A 3,612-nucleotide genomic window follows, 5' to 3' on the forward strand; every position below is an offset into this window, starting at 1 on the left:
CAGCGCGAAAGCGATGTCGACGATAGAGTGGATCACGGTCTGTCATGAACCTTCATCGCACATCGAATTCCACATTCCGTTAAGTTGACGATGCCTTTTCACGTAAGTCTCGTCGATCCGGACCGATCCGCAATGAGGTCGGCGGAACTGGCGCAGCCGCTTCTCGATCATCGGCGCATAGGTCAAGACCCAGCGATTGATTGTGCTGTGATCGACCTCGAACCCGCGCTCTCGGAACATTTCCTCAAGGTCTCGGTAGCTGAGAGGATAGCGCAGATACCAGGACACCGCCTGCACAATCAGCCATGCCTCGAAATGCCGCCCCTTGAAATCATCCTTCGACTGGCGCTTCAGCTTCTCGGCAACAGCATTCAGAATCATCGGCACGCTCCACAACATTGGGAGCGCGATTTGCTCGTCATATCGTCAATACACAGTTAAGGGTCCGAATTTGCGACAAGCCCCGGTAGGCTGTGGCAACGCTTATGGAGGATTTGGCGGCCGCAACAGTGACCGAATGCGTCTGACGCAACTTCATAAAAAGCCTCATTTGATGATCGTTTACATGGCGACCCGGCAATCGGTGCTCCTCTCAGGAATACACCTCGATACTGGGCCGGCCGCGATACACAAACGAGCCGAAAAATCTCGCCGTCAGCCCTGCTGGAGCTCCGGTCGGGCTACGCCCTCCCTACGCTCCAGCAGGGCTGACAGATTCTCATCTTGATTGACGCGCATTCTCATCCTGATTGTCGCGCCGCAATGTGGCGTTCCAGTTGGGTGGGGTCTGCCCGAGGATGTTGTGAACGAAGAAGTCCAGGAGTTTGCGCTGGGTATAGGTGCCTGGCGTACCGTGATCGGCACCAGGCACATAGACCATGTCGAAATCTTTTCCTGCCTTGATCAGGCGATTGGCAAGCTGGAACGAGGAGGACGGATCGACATTGTGGTCCAATTCGCCGACCACGATCATCAGCTTGCCCTGCAGCCTGTGAGCATTGTCGACGGCGGAGGATTGCGAATATTCAATGCCGACTGGCCACCCCATCCACTGTTCGTTCCACCACAGCTTGTCTATTCGGTTGTCGTAGCAGCCGCTGTTGGCGACCGCGACCTTGTAGAATTCGGGATGGAAGAGCAGCGCGCCCAACGCGCTCTGGCCACCGGCGGACGTTCCGAAAATGCCGACATTGGAGATATCGTACCACGGATACCTCGCGGCGGCCGCTTTGTGCCATAGGATGCGATCGGGAAAGCCTGCGTCCATCAGATTTTTCCAGGCAACATCATGAAAGGCGCGCGAGCGGTTGTTGGTACCCATGCCATCGATCTGCACAACGACGAAGCCCAGCTGCGTGAGCGGCTCTGTCCACTTTGAGAAGGATTTTGGGACGAAAGAGCCATGCGGCCCGGCGTAGATATTCTCCACCACCGGGTATTTCTTCGTCGGATCGAAATTGGCTGGCAGGTGGATCACGCCCCAGATATCAGTCTTGCCGTCTCGCCCCTTGGCGTGGAAGCTGAGTGGCGGCTGCCAGCCGGCGGCGACGAGCTCGGATATGTCGGCGGCCTCGACCTGCATGAGCTTGGCATGGTCGCTGGCCCGGTAGAGCACTATGCGCGGCGGCAGATCGATGCGTGACCAGAGATCGACATAATAGCGGCCGTCAGGAGACAGCTCGATATGGTGGTTGGCGGGCTCGGGCGTGAGTGCAGTCAGCCCCTTGCCGTCGAAGCCGATGCGGTAGGCATGCACGAAATAGGGGTCCACTCGCGGGTTCAACCCACTCGCCTCGAACCAAATCTGGCGCTTGACCGGATCGACATGGTTTACCCCCCGGACCACGTACTCACCTCGGGTGATCTGGTTCTTGAGCGCGCCCGTCCGTCCGTCAAACAGGTACAGGTGCTCGTGCCCGTCGCGCTCCGACGCCCAGATGATCTCCTTCCCGTCATCGACATCGTGACGAAAGGTTTTTCCGGTAGCTTCCTGATCCGCCACCAGCGGCCGGTAATCGACGAAGGTCTCACTGGTTTCATCGATCAGGGAGCGCGCGCGGCCCGTGGCGGCGTCCACCTCGACGAGCCTATAGAGCTGATGCCCGCGCTGGTTATATTCGAAGGTGAAGCCGCGGCCGTCCTCCCACCATTGGAGAGAGGAAACTTCGAAAGGGTTCGAGAACAGGGCGTTGTCAATGGCGACCTGGCGCTGGCTGGCAATGTCGAACAGGACCGGCTGGGGCAGCGGAAGGACATCGCCCGGCTTGGGATAGACCATTGTTGAATATTCGCGCTGCAACTGGTCCGTCGACGAATTGAGGTAGGGGATCTCCCGCTTGTAGCCGGGGCGAACGCGGTAAGCCGCGAGGTGGCGGGAGTCCGGCGACCAGCTCAGTGTCGAAAAGACGTAGTAATTGCCCTCGGATCCGTCCCGGCTCAGCGCAACATCCTGCAATCTGTCCTTGCTGCGCAGGAAAACATTGTAGTTCTTGATAGAGGCGATCCATTTGCCGTCGGGCGAGACGCTCCTCTGGTCGGGGCTATTCTCTGCCGGTGGCGTGTAGTCGTGGCTGAGCTGCGTGTCCGGGGCGTCCACATCCCATGTTGTGCTGGTGCAGGCATAGCTTGCAACGTCGCAGCTCCACCGGACCTGCTCAATCAGGAAGTCGAGCCTGCGACCATCCTCGGTCAGTTCGAAACGCTCGAAGGGAAGATCGCCGGCCTGATAGCTCTTATGGCTCGCTTCATTTAGCGCCGCCGCCAGACGGGCCTGATCGAAGGCGGGCCGCTTCAAACTTGTGCCAGCATCGATCCGCATGAACTGCTGCTCGCCGTGGCTAGTCCGGCTGTATACGAACGCGTCGGGGGTCAGCCAGAACGGCCCCTCGGGGACATTCACGGTGAGCCCGCCATAGCGATCGTTTATCGTCAGTGCCCGCTCAAAATCGCTCAGCGCTAGCGGCGGACGTGCACCATTCGGACCGTTGGCCAGCGCCCGAGCGGTTACCGATCCCGATGCCCCTTGAATTAATAGCGCGAGCGTCAAAGCGCCGGTCTTGTACATATCTGTTCACCTCTTTGGGTTTTCGGGATACGCATTTTGGATTTGGCTTCTCATCGCTGGTCCCCGCGCCGAGCGTCTCCTTTGGAGGAGCCTGCACGCGGGTGCAGCCCAGGCCGCAGTCACCATGACAGGGCGCTCTTTGAGGACATCCAGGAACTGGTCGGGTGGACCAGTCCTCGGCGAGTACGACCCCTTCCTTTTCTGCATCTGGATGGTCCTGCTGTAGTAAGGCCGGATGTCCGCCCCGGCAGAAATCATTGTGCTAACATTTCGACATCGTCGGTCCGTGACGCCTTTACTAATGACCGGAAGCAATATGCGCGCCAAAGGAACAACTCGTTTAATTATAAGGCAATCGATCGAACCGGCTATGTCGCATCTCCAACATTGTCGTACATCGGACAATGCCAGGCGACATGTCACGGGGCGTCAAATTGGCCTCTTCCTCAATCTGGACGGCATCGTCAACTTAACGGAATGTGGAATTCGATGTGCGATGAAGGTTCATGACAGACCGTGATCCACTCTATCGTCGACATCGCTTTCGC

At 58.3% G+C, this 3,612-nt stretch carries 1 protein-coding gene and 1 pseudogene; both read right to left on the reverse strand.

Translation table 11 applies throughout. The features are described from left to right. Positions 1-69: 69 nt before the first annotated feature. Positions 70-381, reverse strand: a pseudogene (locus BSG20_RS34835) (IS6 family transposase); the annotation flags it as partial. A gap of 337 nt (positions 382-718) precedes the next feature. After that, a complete protein-coding gene (locus BSG20_RS34840) occupies positions 719-3,064 on the reverse strand; it encodes a S9 family peptidase (RefSeq protein WP_072382330.1) in 2,346 nt (781 codons plus the stop codon). Between the last annotated feature and the right edge of the window lie 548 nt (positions 3,065-3,612).

The organism is Rhizobium tibeticum, assembly GCF_900110205.1.
GTDB classification, from domain to species: Bacteria; Pseudomonadota; Alphaproteobacteria; order Rhizobiales; family Rhizobiaceae; genus Rhizobium; species Rhizobium tibeticum.

Coding starts and splice junctions, on each gene's coding strand:
- BSG20_RS34840 (WP_072382330.1), bottom strand. CDS start 3,064: ATGTACAAGACCGGCGCTTTGACGCTCGCGCTATTAATTCAAGGGGCA.